A 4,326-nucleotide genomic window follows, 5' to 3' on the forward strand; every position below is an offset into this window, starting at 1 on the left:
GTGTAGGTGTGGGTGGTCTTGTCGAGGTCCTTCTCGGCACGCACGACCTCGTCCTCCCCCGCCTCGCCGTCCTTGCGGATGCGGTGCAGCTCCTCCATCGCCTTGCGCCGGATGTTGCGCACCGAAACCCGGGCGTCCTCACCCTTGGCCTTGGCCTGCTTGACCAGGTCGCGGCGGCGTTCCTCGGTCAGCTGCGGAATCGCCACCCGAATCACGTTGCCGTCATTGGTCGGGTTGAGCCCCAGATCGGAGTTGCGGATGGCGTCCTCGATGTTGCGCAGCTGGCCGGCCTCGTAGGGCTTGATCACCACCAGTCGTGCCTCCGGCACGTTGATGCTGGACAACTGGGTGATCGGCGTCATCGAGCCGTAGTAGTCCACGTTGACGCGGGAGAACATGCCCGGATTGGCCCGGCCGGTGCGAATCGACGACAGGTCGTCACGGGCCACCGACACCGCCTTCTCCATCTTCTCCTCGGCGTCGAAGAGGGTTTCGTCGATCACGGTGCTTTCACCTCATGTGCTCCTCGCGTGCCCGGCCACCTCATCAGGTGGTAACCAATGTTCCGATCTTCTCACCCGCGACCGCTCGGGCGATATTGCCGTCGACAAGCAGATTGAAAACCAGAATCGGCATGCCGTTGTCCATGCACAGACTGAACGCCGTCGCGTCGGCCACCCGCAGCCCGCGGTCGATGACCTCGCGGTGGGTGATCGAGCTCAGCATCTCGGCGTCGGGGTCCTCGCGCGGATCGGCGGTGAACACCCCGTCGACGGCCTTGGCCATCAGCACCACCTCGGCGCCGATCTCCAATGCGCGCTGCGCGGCGGTGGTGTCGGTGGAGAAGTACGGCAGGCCCATACCGGCGCCGAAGATCACCACTCGGCCCTTCTCGAGGTGTCGCACCGCGCGCAACGGAATGTAGGGCTCGGCGACCTGCCCCATGGTGATTGCCGTCTGCACCCGGGTGTCGATGCCTTCCTTCTGCAGAAAGTCCTGCAGGGCAAGGCTGTTCATGACAGTGCCGAGCATGCCCATGTAGTCGCTGCGGGTGCGCTCCATTCCACGCTGCTGCAGCTGGGCACCGCGGAAGAAGTTGCCGCCACCGATGACCACGGCGACCTGGGCCCCGCTGCGCACCACCTCGGCGATCTGGCGGGCCACCTGCGAGACCACGTCGGGGTCGAGACCGACCTGCCCACCACCGAACATCTCGCCGCCTAGCTTGAGCAATACCCGCGAATACAGCGGGCGGATCGGAGCGGACACCCCGCTACCGTTGCTGTCGGCCATGAGTCTCCTCGGGCGCTGCTCGCATGAGAGAGCCATCCGGGCAATGTCCCAGACGGCTCTTCCATCCTGCCTCATACCGAGTGTGCCCGGTCAGCCGGGGCGGTTCGGCCAAACGCGCCAAGCGCGACGGGACGGACACTCGAAGCGCCGAATCGTTCAGCCGGACTGGATGCGCGGCCAGGGTCGCGCCGCCTCGAGCTCATAGGCCAGGTGCAGCAGGGTGGCCTCGTGTCCACGCGTCGCGGCCAGCATCATGCCGACCGGCATGCCGTCGGCCGATTCGGCCAGCGGAAGTGAGATGGCCGGATCTCCGGTGGCGTTCTGCAGCGGTGTGAAGCCAACCCAGGCCAGCAACCGGTCCATGATCTGCTGGTAATCGGCGGTCGGATCGAGGTGGCCCACCGGCGGGGTGACGTCGGCCAGGGTCGGAGTCAGCAGGACGTCATAGGTCTGGCCCAGCCTGGCGGTGATCCGACCGGTACGGGCCAGCCGGGCGATGGCCACCGGCAACCGCGCCAGGTTACGTGCCGCCATGGCCTCCAGGCCCAGGCTGAGATTGTCGAGCCGGCTGCGGTCGAAACTCGGCCCGAAGGTCCGCCGCCCGCCGCGCACGAGAGCGAACGCCAGAAACCCCCAGTACAACAGGAAGTCGTCCTTGAACCGGTTGGGCACCGGGTTGTCGATCACGGTGACCCGGTGTCCGAGTTCTTCGAGCAGGGCCACGGTCTTCAGCGTCAGTTCGTGAACCTCGGGGCTGGCATCCCGATCGATGGACTGGGTGCAGACCGCGATCCGCAGCCGCTGGGTACTCGGCCCGGTGACGTCGCCGATCGGCGGTAGCTTGGGGTTGCGGTAGACCCGTTCCATTTCGCGGTACAGCGCGGCGGTGTCGCGCACCGAACGGGTCAGCACACCGTTGGCGACAATGCCCAGCGGCATCTGCCGGAGTTCCTTGTCCAGTGGCAGCCGGCCGCGCGACGGTTTGAGTCCGACCAAGCCGTTGCACGCGGCCGGGATGCGAATTGACCCGCCGCCGTCATTGGCGCTGGCGATCGGCACCACCCCGGCCGCGACGAAGGCACCCGACCCCGACGAGGATGCGCCGGCGGTGTACCCGGGATTCCACGGGTTGCGCACCGCGCCGAGTCGGGGGTGTTCGGCCGATGCGCTGAACCCGAACTCCGACATCCGCGTCGTACCCAGGAAATTCAGACCGGTCGCCCGGTAGGCCCGGGCGAAATCGCCGTCGGCCGGTTCGGGCCGCGGCTCCCACGCGTCGGTACCGCGCATGTTGGGCAGGCCGGCGATGGTGACGTTCTCCTTGACCAGCGTCGGCACACCGTCGAAGTAGCCGCCGTACGGTCGCCGCGCGCCGGCCCGCTCTCGGGCCCGGTCGAAAGCGTCGTAGGCCAGCGCGTTCAGTGTCGGGTTGACGGCTTCGACTCGGGCGATCGCCGCGTCGACGAGTTCGGCGGGCGACACCTCCCCCGCTCGAAGCGCCTGCACCAGGCCGACCGCGTCACGGTCACCGAGCGCGTCATCACCGAAAGCATGAACGTGAGCCACGAACCCGACGGTACCAATACGTACCGACGGCTGGGGGTGCAGCCGCACAAGGCCCCCAGAACCCGCCAGTGGTTCTGGGGGCCTTGTGCGTTTGTGTGGCCGCTTAGGCCTGGCCGACCTCGAAGCGGACGAACCGCGTCACCGTGACACCGGCCTCGTCGAGCAGCGCCTTGACCGTCTTCTTGTTGTCGGACACCGACGGCTGATCGAGCAGCACGACGTCCTTGTAGAAGCCCGTCACCCGGCCCTCGACGATCTTGGGCAGGGCCTGCTCGGGCTTGCCCTCGGTGCGGGCGGTCTCCTCGGCGATACGCCGCTCGTTGGCAACAATGTCGGCCGGTACGTCATCCCGGGTGAGGTACTTGGCCTTCAACGCGGCGATCTGCAGCGCGACCGCGTGCGCAGCCTCTTTGTCGGCGCCCTGGTACTCGACCAGCACACCCACCGCCGGCGGCAGATCGGCCGCCCGCTTGTGCAGGTAGGTCTCGACGCTGCCGTCGAAGTAGGCCACCCGGCGCAGTTCCAGCTTCTCGCCGATCTTGGCGGACAGGTCGGCGATGGTCTGCTCCACCGTGGTGGCACCGACCGGGGCGGCCTTGAGCGCGTCGAGGTCGGTGGCCTTGGCCGCAGCCGCGGCAGCCACGATCGTGTCGGCCGCCGCCTGGAACTCCGCGTTCTTGGCGACGAAATCGGTCTCGGAGTTGAGTTCGATCAGCGCGCCGCCGTTGGCGGCCACCAAACCCTCGGCGGTCGCGCGCTCGGCGCGCTTGCCGACATCCTTGGCACCCTTGATCCGCAGCAGTTCCACGGCCTTGTCGAAGTCGCCGTCGGCCTCGACCAACGCGTTCTTCGAGTCCAGCATCCCGGCGCCGGTCAGCTCCCGAAGTCGCTTGACGTCAGCAGCGGTGTAGTTCGCCATTTCAGCCTTCCGTATCGATGTTGATCAGTCTTGGCTAGTCGGTTCGGGCTGAGCGCCGGTTTCGGCAGTGCCCGCGGGGGCGGCCGTCGCGCCGGCCAGCAGTTCCTGCTCCCACTCGGCCAGCGGCTCGGCGCCCTCGGCGTCGGGCTTCTCGCCGCCGCCCTGGCCGGCGCGGGCCTGCAGACCCTCGGCGACCGCCGACGCGATGACCTTGGTCAGCAACGCCGCCGAGCGGATGGCGTCGTCGTTGCCCGGGATCGGGTAGTCGACGACGTCGGGATCGCAGTTGGTGTCGAGGATCGCGATGACCGGGATGCCCAGCTTGCGGGCCTCGCCGACGGCGATGTGCTCCTTGTTGGTGTCGACGACCCACACGGCCGAGGGCACCTTCTGCATATCGCGGATACCGCCGAGGCTGCGCTCGAGCTTGTTCTTCTCGCGGGTCAGCATCAGGATTTCCTTCTTGGTGCGACCCTCGAACCCACCGGTCTGCTCCATGGCCTCGAGCTCCTTGAGCCGCTGCAGGCGCTTGTGCACGGTGGAGAAGT

At 67.6% G+C, this 4,326-nt stretch carries 5 protein-coding genes; all 5 read right to left on the reverse strand.

What is annotated here, in order from left to right; translation table 11 throughout:
• A partial coding sequence (gene frr / locus ACN269_RS33450) for a ribosome recycling factor (RefSeq protein ID WP_421477147.1) occupies positions 1–503 on the reverse strand: 503 nt, incomplete at its 3' end.
• 43 nt (positions 504–546) lie between these two features.
• A complete protein-coding gene (gene pyrH, locus ACN269_RS33455) occupies positions 547–1,293 on the reverse strand; it encodes a UMP kinase (RefSeq protein ID WP_421477149.1) in 747 nt (248 codons plus the stop codon).
• A 156-nt stretch (positions 1,294–1,449) separates the two neighbouring features.
• Entirely contained in the window at positions 1,450–2,907 is a 1,458-nt protein-coding gene (locus ACN269_RS33460) for an amidase (RefSeq protein ID WP_421477150.1), read from the reverse strand.
• A gap of 55 nt (positions 2,908–2,962) precedes the next feature.
• On the reverse strand, positions 2,963–3,778 hold the full coding sequence (gene tsf, locus ACN269_RS33465) for a translation elongation factor Ts (protein ID WP_421477152.1): 816 nt from the start codon (positions 3,776–3,778) through the stop codon (positions 2,963–2,965).
• 24 nt (positions 3,779–3,802) lie between these two features.
• Positions 3,803–4,326, reverse strand: a 524-nt coding sequence (rpsB, locus tag ACN269_RS33470) for a 30S ribosomal protein S2 (protein ID WP_421477154.1), incomplete at its 5' end; no start/stop codon positions are given.

The organism is Micromonospora sp. WMMD736 (assembly GCF_049179015.1).
GTDB lineage: Bacteria > Actinomycetota > Actinomycetes > Mycobacteriales > Micromonosporaceae > Micromonospora.

What these genes read in the sequence shown, in the direction of transcription:
- pyrH (WP_421477149.1), bottom strand. Translation starts at nt 1,293, where the DNA reads ATGGCCGACAGCAACGGTAGCGGGGTGTCCGCTCCGATCCGCCCGCTG.
- tsf (WP_421477152.1), bottom strand. Translation starts at nt 3,778, where the DNA reads ATGGCGAACTACACCGCTGCTGACGTCAAGCGACTTCGGGAGCTGACC.